This is a genomic window from Rhizobium leguminosarum (genome assembly GCF_004123835.1).
Taxonomy (GTDB): Bacteria; Pseudomonadota; Alphaproteobacteria; order Rhizobiales; family Rhizobiaceae; genus Rhizobium; species Rhizobium leguminosarum_M.
On sequence record NZ_MZMU01000012.1, the window covers coordinates 849,594 to 864,131 of the forward strand.

Below are 14,538 nucleotides of genomic sequence, written 5' to 3' on the forward strand. Positions count from 1 at the left end.
GTTTCCCCTCAAACGGTTTCCGGCGGAATCACGCCTTTGGTGAACAGGAAGCAGCCGTAGAAGCGGTTTTCGCCCGTGGTGATGACGCAATAGGCCCTTTTGGCTTCCTCATAGAAGGCGAAACGCTCGATGCCATACATCGGCGCCGGCTTGCCCTCGGCGCCGTCGATCACGGCCTGGACTTCCTGCTGCACTGGAGGGATCTCGTCCGGCGCCCCCATGATTTCCATTCGTCCGGCAGACGGCTGCAGCGGCGTATCCAGCGGCATTACCGAAAGAATAGCTTCGATGGCGCGGGCAGAGGACACATTGTCTATGCGCAACAGCTTGCCGAGCACCGTTTGCCGGGCAATGGAATCCGAAGGAAAATTGGTGTCGGAAACGACGACCGTGTCGCCATGCCCCATAGACCGGAGCGCGTGCAGCACATCCGCATTCAGAGCCGGATCGATATTCTTCAGCATGAAGTCCTCCCTTAATTGCATCATTTCGCAGCACCTCGTGCCGCAAAACAGAGCCCGACAACCGTAGCGCCGTTACAGCTCTGCGATTCCCTCAAATTCCGTTGCTTGCGCCTGCCGGTGCGGCTCTCCTCCCGCCCGGATGACCAGAGTTGGAGCCTTATTCTCCGTAGGGGATCCAGATATTCTTCACATCCACAGCGCGGCGAAGGTATAGCGCGCCTTCGGCAGCGGCTCTGTCCATCCAGTCCGTCGCCTTGCCATTGTCCACGAAGGTTCGCTTGAGATTGCCCGAAGACAGCTTCTCCACCGTCGTCGAAAGTTCCGCCGAGCCGAAGGCCCACAACGCATCAACGTCATTGTGCGCGGCAAGGATCTTTGCCAGTTCGATCGCGGACCCGGTGACGATATTGACGACACCGGCAGGCACATCCGACGTTTCCAGAACGGAATAGAAATCCGTGGCCGAAAGGGGGAAGGCCTCACTCGGCACCGCGACGACACGATTGCCGGTGGCAATCAACGGCGCAACCAGACTGATAAAGCCGAGCAGCGGCGCTTCCGGCGGGCAAATGACGCCAACGACGCCAATGGCTTCCGGCATGGCCAGGGCAACGCCGCGAAGCGGCGGCTGGTGAATGCCGCCTTCATACTTGTCCGCCCAGGCTGCGTAGGTGAAGAGACGGGAAATCGCGGCGGCGACCTCGGCGTTTGCATTGGCTGCGGAAGCTCCGGTCATCGCTGTTATCCGCGAGGCGAACTCGTCGGCGCGGCCACTGAGGTTTTCGGCGATGTAATAGAGAACCTGGGCGCGGTTATGAGTGGTCGCATTCGACCAGGCGGAGGCGGCCTGTGCGGCAACCACCGCATTGCGGATGTCCTTGCGGTTGCCTTCGCCGACCTCCCCGATGGCCTTGCCCTTGGGCGAGGCGATGACACGGGAATAATTGCCGTCCGGGCGTGCCTGCTTGCCGCCGATGAAGAGCTTTGCCGTCCGGTCGATGCTTGGCAGGGCAAAATCGCTGGCAACCGGCTTTACTTGCGAAAGTGCGGGCATAGCTGCTCGCGCCTTGCGACCGACCCAAGCCTTCGGCTTCAGATATTCGTAGCAACCTTCGCGTCCGCCTTCGCGGCCGAATCCGGATTCGCGCTTGCCGCCAAAACCGACGGCGGCATCGAAAAGATTGGTGGCATTCACCCAGACCACGCCGGCTGCAAGCTTTGCCGCAACGTTCAGCGCCAAGCCGATCCTCTCGCTCCAGACGCTCGCGGCGAGGCCGTAGCGGGTGTGATTGGCAAGCTGGATAGCCTCTTCCGGTGTGCGGAAAGTCATGGAGACCGCAACCGGCCCGAAGATTTCCTCGGTCGCGACGATCGATGTCGGCTGCACGCCGCTCAGAAGCGTCGGCGGGTAGAAGCTGCCGCCCTTCGGCAGGTCGATCTTCGCCTGATGCAGCGTCGCGCCTTCTGAAACTCCCTTTTTCACCAGCGCTTCGATACGCGTCAATTGCACGGGCGCTATGATCGCACCCATATCAATGCACTTGTCCAAAGGCTGACCGACCCGCAATGTCTGCATGCGGCGCTTCAGCCGCTCGTGGAAAAGATCGGCAACGCCTTCCTGGACCAGAAGCCGCGAACCGGCGCAGCAGACCTGTCCCTGGTTGAACCAGATCGCGTCGACGACCCCTTCTACGGCGCCATCGATATCGGCGTCGTCAAAAACGACGAAAGGTGACTTGCCGCCGAGTTCCAGCGTCAAGGATTTGCCGCTACCCGCGGTACGCTCGCGAATGACGCGCCCGACTTCGGTCGATCCGGTAAAGGCAATTTTGTCGATATCGTCATGCCCGACGAGCAGCGCGCCTGTTTCGCCTTCTCCCGTCACGATATTGAGTACGCCCGGCGGAAGGCCCGCCGCGGATGCCAGTTCGGCAAAGAGAAGCGCCGTCAGCGATGTGAATTCGGCAGGCTTCAGGATGACGGTGTTGCCGAGCGCCAAAGCCGGCGCCACTTTCCAGGCCAGCATCAGGAATGGGAAATTCCACGGAATGATCTGGCCGACGACGCCCACCGGCACATGATCGGCAAATTCCGTCTCCTGGATCTGCGCCCATCCGGCGTGATGATAGAAATGACGGGCTGCCAGTGGCACGTCGAGATCGCGGGTTTCGCGGATCGGCTTGCCGTTGTCGATTGCCTCGACCACAGCAATCAGACGCGCATGGCGCTGGATCATCCGGGCAAGCGTATAGAGATGGCGCGCGCGCGCGTGGCCCGGCAGTCGCGCCCATGACGCCTGTGCCTTGCGGGCGGCAGCAACCGCATTGTCCACATCCGCCGCGCCGCCGTTCGCGAGCTTCGCCAGGACCTTGCCGGTAGCTGGCTCGAATGTGTCGAAGTTCTTGCCCGACGCGGAGGGCACGAACGCGCCATTGATGAAGTGCCCGAAACCGGAAGCGTGGCGCGCTAGCCAGTCGCGAGCTTCGATATCGGATTCAGGGGCGGGGCCGTAGGACATTTCGTCGAAATACTTTGCAACAGTCATCTGGATCATCCAATCGGGTGTCTGTTGAGGGCCGAATAGGCACCGGTGACGTGATGCTCCAACTGCCGCTCGATATCCGCAAGCAAGCTTGATGCACCGATGCGGAAGAGATCGGACTCCAGCCACTCGCGCCCCAGTTCGTCCTTCATCAGGAACTGGTAGTTCAACACGTCCTTCGCTGCGGAAATGCCACCGGCCGGCTTGTAGCCGATCTTGATACCGGTGCGCTCCTGATAGGCGCGGATCGCCCGCAGCATGGTCAATGTCACGGCCAGCGTCGCATTGACGCCTTCCTTGCCGGTCGAAGTCTTGATGAAATCGGCTCCCGCCATCATGCAGACCAGCGAGGCCCTGGCGACATTGCGGAGCGTCTTCAGGTCGCCCGTCGCCAGAATGGCTTTGACATGCGCATCACCGCAGGCGGCGCGATATTCTTTCATTTCCTCGTAGAGTGCTGTCCAGTTGCCCGTCAGCACATGCTCACGGGTGATGACGATGTCGATTTCCTTCGCGCCATCGGCAACCGACGCCTCGATTTCCTTGACCTTGAGGTGGTGCGGGCTGAGGCCGGCGGGGAAACCGGTCGAAACCGCTGCGACCGGAATGCCGGAATCTCCGAGCGCCTCGACGGCCGTTGCAACAAAACGATGGTAGACGCAGATGGCGCCGGTGGTGATCGAACGGCCGCTCATGCCAAGCGAATCCAGAATGTCGGCACGTATCGGATTCATCGCCTTCGCGCATAACCGTTTGACACGCTCGGGAGTATCGTCGCCGTTCAACGTCGTCAGATCGATGCAGGTCACCGCCTTCAGGAGCCACGCTGCCTGCGCGTCTTTTTTGACGGTCCGGCGTCCGGGAAGCGAGGCTACGCGGCGCTCGGTGGCAGACAGATTGACCCGGGCGTCAAGAACCCACGACAGATCGAGTTCCATACCGGCATTGCGCGGCCGGTTATGGGTGCGCTCCGGCGATTGCGAGGGGGCGTTTGCCGCATTGTGAACAGCAACGGTTTCCAAATAGAATCCTCCCGGGCAGGGCGTGAAGATCCTGTTGCTAACGTGCAGATGCGCGCAGCGGAAAGCGGTCTTCACAATCAACTCAAATGTGAGTTTTTTTTCATTGTTTGTGAGATTTGCATCAGCTTGCCGTCGCGTCAAGTTAGATTTCGACAGACGCGGAAAAAATACGGATTTCTCAGTCGAAATCGTTCATGCCATTCTCGGTAATGACCACATCGAACGACTTCATGTCGCTGAAAAAGGCTGGCTTGAGCTTGCCGATTTTGCTGCTGTCGGCGAGAAGAATGTTCTTTCGTGCCCGGGACATCGCCTTTTTCTTGATCTCCGCTTCGTGAAAATGCGCGCAGGTCGCGCCACGCCGGACATCGACACCGGCTGCAGAAAGAAATGCCACGTTGATCACAAGCTGATCGAGCATTTCCAGCCCCGATGCACCGGAAAAACTCGCCGATGCTGGGTGGTAAAGGCCACCGAGCATAACAAGGCGAACGTTTGGTTTTCGCGTCAGACGATCGGCGACATTCATGGCGTAACAGATCGCCGTTATGTGAATCCGGTCTGGGAGAAGATCGACCAGATAGGGTAAGGTGGTGCCGCAATCGAAAAACACCGTATCATCATGGTGAATGTAATCAATGGCTTGCTGGCAAACTAGCCGTTTTGCAGCGGCATGACTGTCGGCTGCCTTGGAAATTTCATAGGGATCGTTTTCCGTTTCGACAGTCGGGACGATATGGCCGCCGAGAAAGGCGAACTGGCCTGCATTGGCGCTGACATCACGTCGCACCGTCATCTCTGAGACACCCAGGATCTCGGCAGCATTCTTGATGTGCAGAATGCGATGTTGTGAAAGGGCCTCGGATAAGACTGCGATGCGCCGGCCCCTGCGACTATCCATACCGCATGTCTCCCTTATCGTTTACACTGGAATAGTGTTTTGATGAAAATTTAACAAGGAACTGCCATTCCCATCTCGTTTGTCCTCGACCTACGATTCGGCATTTGCGCCGAGCTACAGCTTCTGCACCACCCGGTTGCGCGCAACATGGCATATCGTCTCAATTATTTTATAGAGAAAACCGGCGATTTGAAATGAGAATTTGTGACCAATCTTCCATTTTTTGATGGAATAGTCACAAAACTGCATGGATGGTGCCCGGGAAAGCGGGTGACGACGAGATCGACATTCTTGGCCGGCCGCGACTTCTCACGCCTCTGGTCGGGTGGCCTTCCGACCAGAGGCTTCATCCTCGCGACTGCTTAGGACCTTCCTGCGCGCGCTACTCGCCGGCTTTCCTTGCTGCCGTTTCGATCGCATCGGCAACCTTTTCCGGTTGGGAGGCGAAGACGGCGTGGCTGGCCTTGATCTCGGTCACTTCGCTGCCGGCGCGTTTTGCCATGTCACGCTCCAGCTCGGGGTTGATGGAGCGATCCTCGGTGGCGACGATCGACCAGCTTTTCTTCGTCCGCCATGCCGGCTGGGTGATCTTGGCGGAGAATGCCTGCTTCGAGGCGAAGACCTGCGACTTTGCCATGAAATCGGCCTCGGCTTGCGGAAGGTCGGCTGCGAAAGCCGCGGCGAAGGCGCCCGGATCGAGATAGAGATATTTGCCGTCCTTCGTTTCCTTTATATCCATGCTGCCTGCGGGTTTCGAGCTGGCGAGGCTCAGCAGGCTTTCTCCCTTGTCGGGCTGGAATGCCGCGACATAGACCAGGCCCGCGACCGCCGGATCGTTGCCGGCTTCGGTGATGACCATGCCGCCGTAGCTGTGGCCGACGAGCAGGACCGGTCCGTCCTGAAGGTCGAGAACCCGCTTGGTCGCCGCCACATCGTCGTCGAGCGAGGTAATGGGCTGCTGGACGATGGTGACGTTGAAGCCGCGCTTCTCGAGAATGTCCGTCGCCTTGCGCCATCCCGAGCCATCGGCCAGCGCGCCGTGGACGATCACGATGTTCTTGACCGCGGCAGCCTCTGCTGCGAACGCGATGGCGGTGGTGGCAAATGCAAGCGCTGCAGCGAAAAGAAGACGTTTGTTCATGACTATCACTCCTTTGGTCATTGTTGATGATCGGGATATTGATGCGTTTCAGGTTCAGCCGAATGTGAAGGCGTAGGCCTGCACCCCGGGGTCGAGGAAGCGGATTTCGAAATTGCGGGCGACGACCGGGCCGGACTGGCGGACAAGCTGGTAAAGCCTCGTCGCGGTCACCGTGCCGTTGCCGTCGGCATCGATGTCTGCACCGTGGTCAGGCCCCGGCATCTTGCCGTCGATCTTCACCTGAAAGCGGATCGGTTTGCCGCTAGCGCCAGGCCCGAGAACGAGATGCAGATCGCGGGCGCTGAAGCGATAAGTGATACCGCCGCCCGGCTGATCAAGCGTCGCCTGATCCCGGCCGACGATCCAGGTTCCGGACAGGCCCCAGCCATTGAGGCCCGGTTCGCCGATCGTGTAATTTTGTGCCAGGTCAGCCTGCAGCCCTTCCGGAGAGGCGAAATTCGCCGCCTGTTCGTAACCGAGATAGGTCTCGCCGGAGCGGATATTGCGGAGATCCGGGCCTGCTTCCACGCCCTTGGCATCCGGCGCGACCGGCGCGCTTGCCGTCGTCTGGCTGCCGGCCTCGCGCAGCAGGTCCTGAATGGCCTTTTCGGTCCTGTTGTAATTGCCTTCTCCGAAATGGTGGTAGCGGATCTGGCCCTTGGCATCGATCAGATAGGCGGCAGGCCAGTAGCTGTTTTCGAAGGCGCGCCAGATGCTGTAATCATTGTCGATCGCAACGGGATAGCCGATCTGGAAGTCGCCGATCGCCTTCTTCACGTTGCCGATCTTCTTCTCGAAGGCAAATTCCGGGGCGTGGACGCCGATCACCACGAGGCCCTGGTCCGCATATTTTTCCGCCCAGGCCCTGACATAGGGGATGGTACGAATGCAGTTGATGCAGGAATAGGTCCAGAAATCGACGAGCACGACCTTGCCTCGCAGCTGTTCCGTGGTGAGAGGCTCAGAGTTCAGCCATTCGACCGCGCCGTCGAGCGAAGGGGCGTGGCCTTCGACGGGCAAGTCGCTGCGGAAGGGTTTCTTCTCATCAGCTGCGGCGATCATCACCTCGTTGCTCGCCAGCTCGGAAGATGCGCCACTGAGCGGCTTTGCATGCAGCCTGTCGAGCACGGCCTGTTCCAGCGATGTGGTGCTGGCATAGGAGAGCCGGGCGAGCAGGCTGGTATCCAGTCCAAGCGCGATGACGGCGACGCCCGCCAGGACGGCAGCGCCGAGCCCTTGACGAATCCTGTCGCCAACGCCGAGCGAACGCTTCATGGCGGCGAATATGCGGCCACCGACAAGCAGGGCGACGGCAAGCGAACTTGCAGCACCAGCGGCATAAGCGATCAGCAGGAAGGTCGTCTGCAGATTGGCGCCCTGTAATGCGGCCCCGGTCAGCACAAGGCCGAGAATCGGACCGGCGCAGGGCGCCCAGAGCAGTCCGGTGGCGACGCCGAGAAGAAGCGCGCTCTTCACTGTCGTGGTGCCGCGTCCGCCGCCGCTGGCGTTCACCAGATTGTTTCCGAGGTCGACGATCGGCCGGGCAAGCGTGCTTGCAAAGCGCGGCGAAAGCAGGCTCACGCCGAAGAGGGCAAGCAGGACGATGGCGGCAAGGCGGCCATATTCATTGGCGCGAATGGCCCAGCTGCCGCCGACTGCGGCCAGTGTGGCGACCAGCGCGAAGGTGGCGGCCATGCCCGCCAGCATCGGCAGCGTGCTCCTGACGAAAGGCTGTCCGGCACGCGCAAAGACGAAGGGGAGGATGGGGAGGATGCAGGGGCTGAGGATGGTCAGCGCGCCTCCGAGATAGGCAATGATCAGAAGTGTCATCATCGTTTCCTTTGAACCGATTGATCGGGCTCTGGACGGCGATGGGGCCTGAACCAGCAACGGCGGGGATATGGCCGTGCGGACGTATCCCCGATGTGTCCGGTTTCGCGGGGAAATGTACCGAACTATTGCGGTCGGGGGCGGGCGATACAAAGCGATACAAACTGCCGCTCGGCGACGGGCTGTGGCGGAAGCGCCGCGGCCGGTGCGAGGCTTTGCTCGGTCGGCGCGATTGTATCAGAATGTATCCCGGCGGCCGGAAGCTACATCCGCATTCAAAAACCGACGGGTCGCGACATATGGGGGATACAAGCGCAACGTCATATCCGCACCGTGATCCATTCGACAGGAGAGACCGATGTCAGAGCCAATCAACCATCACCGCCGCCGTTTCTTCGGCATGACGGCAATAGCCCTTGCGGCCGTCGAATTCGGCGTGGCCGGCACGGCCGCCGCTCAATCAGCGCCCGCCGCATCCCTGCCTGATGTCAAAGCGGGAACCCACACGTCCTTCGAAACGCTGAAGCAGGTCAAGGCAGGCGTGCTCGACATCGGTTATGCCGAGGCGGGAAAGGCGGATGCCCCGGTCGTATTGCTGCTGCATGGCTGGCCCTATGACATCTATAGTTTCGTCGATGTCGCGCCGCTGCTTGCCTCGGCGGGCTACAGGGTGATTGCGCCTTATCTGCGCGGTTACGGGACGACCCGCTTCCTGGACGATCAGACGCCGCGCAATGGCCAGCCGTCAGCGCTCGCCGCCGATATGATCGCGCTGCTCGATGCGCTCGATATCGAGAAGGCCGTCATTGCCGGCTACGACTGGGGCGGGCGGACCGCCAACATCATGGCGGCGCTCTGGCCCGAGCGCTGCAAGGCGATGGTATCGGTGAGCGGCTACCTGATCGGCAGCCAGGAGGCCAACAAGAAGCCGCTTCCACCGAAAGCCGAACTTGCCTGGTGGTACCAGTTCTATTTCGCCACCGAACGCGGCCGTCTGGGATACGAGAGCAACACGCATGATTTCGCAAAGCTAATCTGGCAGACGGCATCGCCGAAGTGGAACTTCGACGATGCGACATTCGACAGATCGGCCGCTGCCTTCGACAATCCTGACCACGTCGCCATCGTCATTCACAATTATCGCTGGCGCCTGGGGCTTGTCGAAGGCGAGGCCAAGTACGATGCCTATGAGACGACGCTTGCTACAACGCCTGTCATTTCGGTGCCGACCATCACCATGGAGGGCGATGCAAACGGTGCGCCGCATCCGCAGCCTTCCGCTTATGCCGGAAAATTCTCCGGCAGATACGAGCACCGCACGATCGGCGGCGGCATCGGCCACAACCTGCCTCAGGAGGCGCCGCAGGCCTTCGCGCAGGCTGTCATAGACGTTGATCGCTTTTAAGTCGACGGTATCGGGCTGCAGGGCCTCGTTGCTCCGGCCGGCGGAATATGCGTAGGTCGTGTCAACCGCCTCGATATGGGGCGGAGGGCGCGGCCGCTTCTATCGGTAAGGAACCGGAAAATATGGATCATGTCGATCACATCCTGATCGTCGATGACGATCGCGAAATCCGCGAGCTGGTCTCGGGCTATCTGCAGAAGAACGGTCTGAGGACAAGCGTTGCTGCGGATGGACGGCAGATGCGCAGCTTTATCGAGGCCAATGCCGTCGACCTGATCGTACTCGATGTTATGATGCCCGGTGACGATGGGCTGGTGCTGTGCCGCGAACTGCGCTCCGGCCGGCACAAGGCGATCCCGATCCTGATGCTGACGGCCCGCACCGACGAGATGGACAGAATCCTCGGCCTGGAGATGGGCGCCGACGACTATCTTCCCAAGCCCTTTGCTGCGCGTGAGCTTCTCGCTCGCATCAAGGCGGTGTTGCGGCGCACGCGGATGCTGCCGCCCAACCTGCAGATCAGCGAGGCCGGACAGTTGCTGACTTTCGGTGACTGGCGGCTCGATACGGTCGCCCGGCACCTTCTCGACAGGGAAGGGACCGCGATTGCGCTCAGCGGCGCCGAATACCGTCTGCTCCGCGTCTTCATCGATCACCCGCAGCGTGTGCTCAATCGCGACCAGCTTCTGAGCCTGACGCAGGGGCGCGACGCGGATCTCTTCGATCGCTCGATCGATCTCCTGGTCAGCCGCCTTCGTCAGCGGCTGGGCGACGATGCCCGCGAGCCGACCTATATCAAGACGGTACGCAGCGAAGGTTATGTGTTTTCGGTTCCCGTCGAAATATCGGAGCCGCGCCAATGAAGGCGGCAATCCCCTTGCCTTCGGGCCTGACGTGGCCGAGCACGTTGCGGTCTCGGATCTTTCTGATCCTGCTAATCGGACTGGCCTTCGCCTACGGTCTGTCCTTCAGTGTGCTCTATATGGAGCGGTACATGTCGGCCAAGGCGGTGATGCTCGGCACGCTGGAAAATGACGTGGCAACATCGATTGCGGTTCTCGATCGGCTTCCGCCCGGCGAGCGTGGCGATTTGCTCGACCGGCTGAGCCGCGGCAATTACCGTTTCGTGCTCGGATCCGGCCTTCCCGGCGTGCCTGACACGTCAAGCAAAGGGGCAGAAATCTCAGGAAAGATCGAGGAGGCTATCGGGCACCGCTTTCCAATCCGGATCGAACGGATTCCAGGCGATGTGAACCGGCTGCAGGCGCATCTGACGCTGAGCGACGGAAGCCCCTTGACGATCGACGTCACGCCGAAGGGCGTCATGCCGATTGCCGCATGGCTGCCTTATGTCTTTATCGTCCAGATGGCTCTGCTGATCCTCTGCACCTGGTTTGCGGTTCGCCAGGCGATCCGGCCGCTCGGCGAGCTTGCCGCCGCCGCCGATGCTCTCGACCCGAACAAGGACGGTCCGGCCTTGAGCGAGGCGGGGCCGAGCGAGGTCGCCCATGCGGCAAGGGCATTCAACGCGATGCGGGAGAGGATTGCCCATTACCTCGAAGAGCGCGTCCAGATCCTGGCGGCAATCTCGCATGACCTGCAGACGCCGATCACCCGCATGCGGCTGCGCGCCGACATGGCGGAGGAGTCGCCGGAGAAAGACAAGCTGGTGAATGATCTCGGCGAGATCCAGCGTCTCGTCCAGGACGGGATTGCCTATGCGCGCAGCGCGCATGGCAACGGCGAGAAGGGCGCCCGGATCGATCTCGCCTCGTTCATCGACAGCATAGCCTATGACTACCAGGATACCGGAAAGGCCGTCACCGTCGTCGGGCTGGTTCAGGGTGCTGCCTTCACCAAGCCGCATGCACTTCGCCGAATCCTGTCGAACTTCATCGACAATGCGCTGAAGTTCGCTGGTGCTGCCGAGATCAGCGTCGGGCGCAGCGCCGATAACGATATCGTCATCACAGTCATGGATCGCGGGCCGGGAATTCCGGACGATATGCTGGAAGCCGCCATGCAGCCATTCTTCCGGTTGGAACAATCTCGCAACCGGGAAACCGGCGGCACCGGTCTCGGTCTTGCGATCGCCCAGCAGCTGACGGCCAAGATCGGCGGATCGCTCCGGCTCTACAATCGCGCCGGCGGTGGTCTGGTGGCAGAAGTCACCATTCGTTGACGTCGGCAGTCACCGCAAAATTTCGAGATGTTTGTATGTAAAGATGTCTTTGATATCGGATGCTACGTTTTGTGACATTTCGGGCGATTTCGGAAACATGACGGATATATCCGTCGCTCAAACCACACTCCGTCAACCCGGCCGCGCAGCGCGGCCAGTCGCCTGGAGCGACGCAACAGAAGGAGTGTTCCATGACAAAGATCGACAAGGTTCTCTATACCGGCAAGACCCACACGACAGGCGGGCGCGACGGCGCTTCGCACAGCGACGACGGCCAGCTTGATATCAAGCTTTCGCCTCCGGGCAGCAACCACGCCGGCACCAATCCCGAACAGCTTTTCGCCGCCGGCTGGTCTGCCTGCTTCATCGGCGCGATCGGCATTGCTGCGGCTAAGCAGAAGATCAGGCTTCCCGCAGATCTTGCCGTCGACACCGAGGTCGATCTGGGGGCGACCGACGGCGACTATTTCCTGCAGGCTCGCCTCAAGGTCAGCCTGCCGGGTATCGAAGCGGATCTGGCAAGGGCGCTTGTAGATGAAGCGCACCGCACCTGCCCCTATTCGAAAGCAACCCGCGGCAATATCAATGTCGAATTGAGCATTGCCTGACAGATGGGGTCGATCGCCAAAGAAAACATGACGAGGCCAGTCGGGCCTCGTCGATGGAGGAACCAATGAGACTGATGATCATCTGCATTCTGGGGGCGACGATTTTCGCAGCGCCCTGCATCTACGATGTAAGCTCACAGGAGCCGTCGCCGCTTGCCGGCCTCGTGACGGCGGCATCCGCAGCTTCATCCTCATGGGAGCGGCCGCCGCTCCAACTGCTCTTTTAGACTCACCAGGGAGAAGACTGTGAAACTCTATCAGAACGAAATTTCCTCGGCGACGTCTCGAGTCCGCATCGCACTCGCCCTGAAAGGACTGACGGCCGAAGCGCTGCCGGTCACCATCCTCGGCGAAGAGGCCGAGAGCCGGCAGGCCGGATATCGCAGCGTTAATCCGCAAGGGCTGGTGCCGGCCTTGCTGACGGACAGCGGCGTCCTCATCACCCAGTCGCTGGCGATCGTCGAATATCTCGATGAGATAAAGCCCGAACCGCCGCTGCTGCCTGGCACGGCGGAGGGCAGGGCGCTGGCGCGGTCGATCGCGCTTGCGATCGCAGCCGAGATCCATGCGCTGCTGCCGCCGCGGATCGGCCTGCACCTCAAAACGGCCTTCCAGGCGGATGCCGATGCCATTGCCGCCTGGAGCCGTCACTGGGTCGGCGAGGGAATGGCCACTGTGGAGACGATGATCGCCGGCCGCAGGCAAGGCGCCTTCGCCATCGGCGACCGGCCTGGTATTGCCGATATCTTTCTCTTCCCGCAGGCGATCAGCGCCCGGCGCATGGGCTTCGATCTCGCCCTGTGGCCCAATATCGCGGAGATTGTCGGCAGGCTCGAGGCGATCCCGGCTTTCCAGGAGAATGCGCCGGCGCCCAGACGATGATGCGATCAATGAAGAAGCGACCGCAAACGATGGCGGCCGTTTCTTTTCTCAGCGGTTGACCCTTGCCTGCAGATGCGCGGGATATCGATCGCCTTCCACCTTGATGGTGGCGAGCGCGCTTTCGATATTGCCGAGATCCTCGGCCGTCAATTCGACCTCGGCAGACTGGATGTTCTCATCAAGGCGATGCAGCTTGGTGGTGCCGGGGATCGGCACGATCCAGGGTTTCTGCGCCAGCAGCCAGGCCAGGGCGACCTGGGCGGAGGTGGCCTTCTTGTGGGCGGCGATCTCGGCGAGAAGCTCGACGAGCGCCTGGTTGGCCTTTCGCGCCTCCTGAGAGAAGCGCGGCACGACGTTGCGGAAATCCTTGCTGTCGAAGGTGGTCGTTTCGCTGATCGCGCCAGTCAGAAAGCCCTTACCGAGCGGGCTGAAGGGCACGAAACCGATGCCGAGTTCTCCAAGCGTCGGCAGGATTTCCTGCTCTGGTTCGCGCCACCACAGCGAATATTCGCTCTGCAACGCCGCCACCGGCTGGACGGCATGGGCGCGGCGGATCGTCTGGGCGCCCGCTTCCGAGAGGCCGAAATGTCTGACCTTGCCTTCCGCGATCAGCGCCTTGACCGTACCGGCGACATCCTCGATCGGAACATCGGGATCGACGCGATGCTGGTAGAAGAGATCGATGACATCGGTCTTCAAACGCTTCAGCGCCTGGTCGGCCACCGCGCGGATCTGTTCCGGCCGGCTGTTCATACCGCTCTGGCCGCCATTGGCATCGAAATTGAAACCGAATTTCGTGGCGATCACCACCTCCTCGCGCAAGGGGGCGAGCGCCTCTCCCAGAAGCTCTTCGTTCTTATAGGGGCCATAGGCTTCGGCCGTGTCGAAGAAGGTCACGCCGCGTTCGAACGCCCGCCGGATCAGTGCGGTCGCTTCCTGAATATCTCTCGCTGGGCCATACCCGTAACTCAGCCCCATGCAGCCGAGACCGATGGCTGAGACTTGAAGTCCGCTCTTTCCAAGTTCACGCTTCTGCATAGAAGTTTCCTTTTCTAACCTTGGTATTGCGTGTCGGTGACATGCTCCATCCAGTCGACGACCTTGCCGTCGAGCTGTTCCTGGATGGCGATATGGGTCACCGCCGTCGTCGGCGATGCGCCGTGCCAATGGCGTTCACCCGGTGCGAAGCAGACGACGTCGCCGGAGCGGATCTCCTCGACGGGGCCGCCCTCGCGCTGCACGCGACCGCAGCCCGACGTGACGATCAGCGTCTGGCCGAGCGGATGGGTGTGCCAGGCGGTGCGGGCGCCGGGCTCAAAGGTGACGCTGGCGCCAGCCGCGCGTGCGGGGCTGGTCACGGCAAACAGCGGGTCGACACGCACGCTGCCGGTAAACCAATCGGCTGGTCCCTTGGCCGAAGGCTGCGAACCGCTTCGCTTGATCTCCATCTCGTCTTCCTTCCAATGTCGGGGTGGGTCCGGGTGAACAAGTCCGCCTGGGCAGGACAGGTCTGGCTGGGGCAGATGCGTCTGCCTGGGACAGGATATTTAGCGCGTGCGCT

The 14,538-nt window shown here is 61.1% G+C and carries 14 protein-coding genes; 6 read left to right on the top strand and 8 right to left on the bottom strand.

Features of this window, described 5'->3' with window-relative positions:
• Positions 1-8: 8 nt before the first annotated feature.
• From B5P46_RS21025 to B5P46_RS21055, 6 genes are all read right to left on the bottom strand, one after another.
• On the bottom strand, positions 9-464 hold the full coding sequence (locus B5P46_RS21025; RefSeq protein ID WP_129420399.1) for an RbsD/FucU family protein: 456 nt from the start codon (positions 462-464) through the stop codon (positions 9-11).
• Between the two features lie 157 nt (positions 465-621).
• Entirely contained in the window at positions 622-3,009 is a 2,388-nt protein-coding gene (locus B5P46_RS21030; protein WP_129420400.1) for an aldehyde dehydrogenase family protein, read from the bottom strand.
• A 5-nt stretch (positions 3,010-3,014) separates the two neighbouring features.
• Complete coding sequence (gene deoC, locus B5P46_RS21035; RefSeq protein ID WP_129420401.1) at positions 3,015-4,028, bottom strand: deoxyribose-phosphate aldolase; 1,014 nt, start codon at positions 4,026-4,028, stop codon at positions 3,015-3,017.
• 178 nt (positions 4,029-4,206) lie between these two features.
• Positions 4,207-4,929 carry a DeoR family transcriptional regulator gene (locus B5P46_RS21040; protein ID WP_129420402.1) on the bottom strand — a complete coding sequence of 241 codons (723 nt, stop codon included), beginning with the start codon at positions 4,927-4,929 and terminating at the stop codon, positions 4,207-4,209.
• A gap of 382 nt (positions 4,930-5,311) precedes the next feature.
• Positions 5,312-6,070 (bottom strand): alpha/beta fold hydrolase, encoded by a 759-nt coding sequence (locus tag B5P46_RS21050; RefSeq protein WP_129420404.1) that lies wholly within the window; start codon positions 6,068-6,070, stop codon positions 5,312-5,314.
• A 54-nt stretch (positions 6,071-6,124) separates the two neighbouring features.
• Positions 6,125-7,900, bottom strand: coding sequence for a cytochrome c biogenesis protein DipZ (locus B5P46_RS21055; RefSeq protein ID WP_129420548.1), 1,776 nt, complete (start codon positions 7,898-7,900; stop codon positions 6,125-6,127).
• Between the two features lie 358 nt (positions 7,901-8,258).
• On the opposite strand from B5P46_RS21055, the gene B5P46_RS21060 reads away from it, so the two are divergent.
• The 6 genes from B5P46_RS21060 (at position 8,259) to maiA (ending at position 12,977) form a co-directional block, all read left to right on the top strand.
• On the top strand, positions 8,259-9,305 hold the full coding sequence (locus B5P46_RS21060) for an alpha/beta fold hydrolase (RefSeq protein WP_129420405.1): 1,047 nt from the start codon (positions 8,259-8,261) through the stop codon (positions 9,303-9,305).
• Positions 9,306-9,427: 122 nt separating this feature from the next.
• Complete coding sequence (locus B5P46_RS21065) at positions 9,428-10,168, top strand: response regulator (protein ID WP_129420406.1); 741 nt, start codon at positions 9,428-9,430, stop codon at positions 10,166-10,168.
• Positions 10,165-11,487, top strand: a complete 1,323-nt coding sequence (locus B5P46_RS21070) for a sensor histidine kinase (protein WP_129420407.1) — start codon at positions 10,165-10,167, stop codon at positions 11,485-11,487. Before B5P46_RS21065 ends, B5P46_RS21070 begins: the two co-directional genes overlap by 4 nt.
• 191 nt (positions 11,488-11,678) lie before the next feature.
• A complete protein-coding gene (locus B5P46_RS21075; RefSeq protein WP_129420408.1) occupies positions 11,679-12,095 on the top strand; it encodes an organic hydroperoxide resistance protein in 417 nt (138 codons plus the stop codon).
• Between the two features lie 65 nt (positions 12,096-12,160).
• Complete coding sequence (locus B5P46_RS34525; RefSeq protein ID WP_164986520.1) at positions 12,161-12,322, top strand: hypothetical protein; 162 nt, start codon at positions 12,161-12,163, stop codon at positions 12,320-12,322.
• Positions 12,323-12,341: 19 nt separating this feature from the next.
• Positions 12,342-12,977: a maleylacetoacetate isomerase gene (gene maiA / locus B5P46_RS21080; protein ID WP_129420409.1), complete on the top strand. Its 636-nt coding sequence runs from the start codon at positions 12,342-12,344 to the stop codon at positions 12,975-12,977.
• A 48-nt stretch (positions 12,978-13,025) separates the two neighbouring features.
• Here maiA and B5P46_RS21085 read toward each other — a convergent pair whose 3' ends face one another.
• Positions 13,026-14,015, bottom strand: coding sequence for an aldo/keto reductase (locus tag B5P46_RS21085; protein WP_129420410.1), 990 nt, complete (start codon positions 14,013-14,015; stop codon positions 13,026-13,028).
• Between the two features lie 14 nt (positions 14,016-14,029).
• Entirely contained in the window at positions 14,030-14,425 is a 396-nt protein-coding gene (locus B5P46_RS21090) for a (R)-mandelonitrile lyase (protein ID WP_129420411.1), read from the bottom strand.
• Positions 14,426-14,538 lie beyond the last annotated feature (113 nt).

Bases quoted from the DNA above. Each gene is read 5' to 3' on its own strand.
- B5P46_RS21065 (WP_129420406.1), top strand. From the start codon at position 9,428: ATGGATCATGTCGATCACATCCTGATCGTCGATGACGATCGCGAAATC.
- B5P46_RS21040 (WP_129420402.1), bottom strand. From the start codon at position 4,929: ATGGATAGTCGCAGGGGCCGGCGCATCGCAGTCTTATCCGAGGCCCTT.
- B5P46_RS21070 (WP_129420407.1), top strand. From the start codon at position 10,165: ATGAAGGCGGCAATCCCCTTGCCTTCGGGCCTGACGTGGCCGAGCACG.
- B5P46_RS21030 (WP_129420400.1), bottom strand. From the start codon at position 3,009: ATGACTGTTGCAAAGTATTTCGACGAAATGTCCTACGGCCCCGCCCCT.
- B5P46_RS21050 (WP_129420404.1), bottom strand. From the start codon at position 6,070: ATGAACAAACGTCTTCTTTTCGCTGCAGCGCTTGCATTTGCCACCACC.
- B5P46_RS21075 (WP_129420408.1), top strand. From the start codon at position 11,679: ATGACAAAGATCGACAAGGTTCTCTATACCGGCAAGACCCACACGACA.
- B5P46_RS21090 (WP_129420411.1), bottom strand. From the start codon at position 14,425: ATGGAGATCAAGCGAAGCGGTTCGCAGCCTTCGGCCAAGGGACCAGCC.
- B5P46_RS34525 (WP_164986520.1), top strand. From the start codon at position 12,161: ATGAGACTGATGATCATCTGCATTCTGGGGGCGACGATTTTCGCAGCG.
- B5P46_RS21060 (WP_129420405.1), top strand. From the start codon at position 8,259: ATGTCAGAGCCAATCAACCATCACCGCCGCCGTTTCTTCGGCATGACG.
- B5P46_RS21025 (WP_129420399.1), bottom strand. From the start codon at position 464: ATGCTGAAGAATATCGATCCGGCTCTGAATGCGGATGTGCTGCACGCG.
- B5P46_RS21055 (WP_129420548.1), bottom strand. From the start codon at position 7,900: ATGACACTTCTGATCATTGCCTATCTCGGAGGCGCGCTGACCATCCTC.
- B5P46_RS21085 (WP_129420410.1), bottom strand. From the start codon at position 14,015: ATGCAGAAGCGTGAACTTGGAAAGAGCGGACTTCAAGTCTCAGCCATC.